Genomic DNA, 213 nt, shown 5'->3' with positions numbered 1-213 from the left:
TCGGAGTGACCACAACCGTGTAGTCACCCGTCGGAATCTCATCCAGCTTCACATTGCCGTTGGAATCAATCGACACCTCACGACGCTCATTCGTCTTCGGGTCAACCAACTCAATCTTTTCAACAGCTTCCGGATCCACAGAACCAGACACCGAACCCTTATCGCGCGAAGGCGCAACATTCTCCAGCTTGGTGTCCTGGTCCTTCTTCACCT

At 53.1% G+C, this 213-nt stretch carries 1 protein-coding gene; it reads right to left on the bottom strand.

Annotation, left to right across the window (positions count from 1 at the left end; all coding sequences use genetic code 11):
* Positions 1 to 213 (bottom strand): carboxypeptidase regulatory-like domain-containing protein (locus tag HMPREF2734_RS12000; protein ID WP_168163600.1); only part of this gene is annotated, 213 nt, incomplete at both ends.

Source organism: Corynebacterium sp. HMSC055D05, from assembly GCF_001810365.1.
Classification (GTDB): domain Bacteria; phylum Actinomycetota; class Actinomycetes; order Mycobacteriales; family Mycobacteriaceae; genus Corynebacterium; species Corynebacterium coyleae.
Note: the sequence above shows the minus strand (reverse complement) of the source record. Positions and strands in the feature narration are given on the sequence as shown.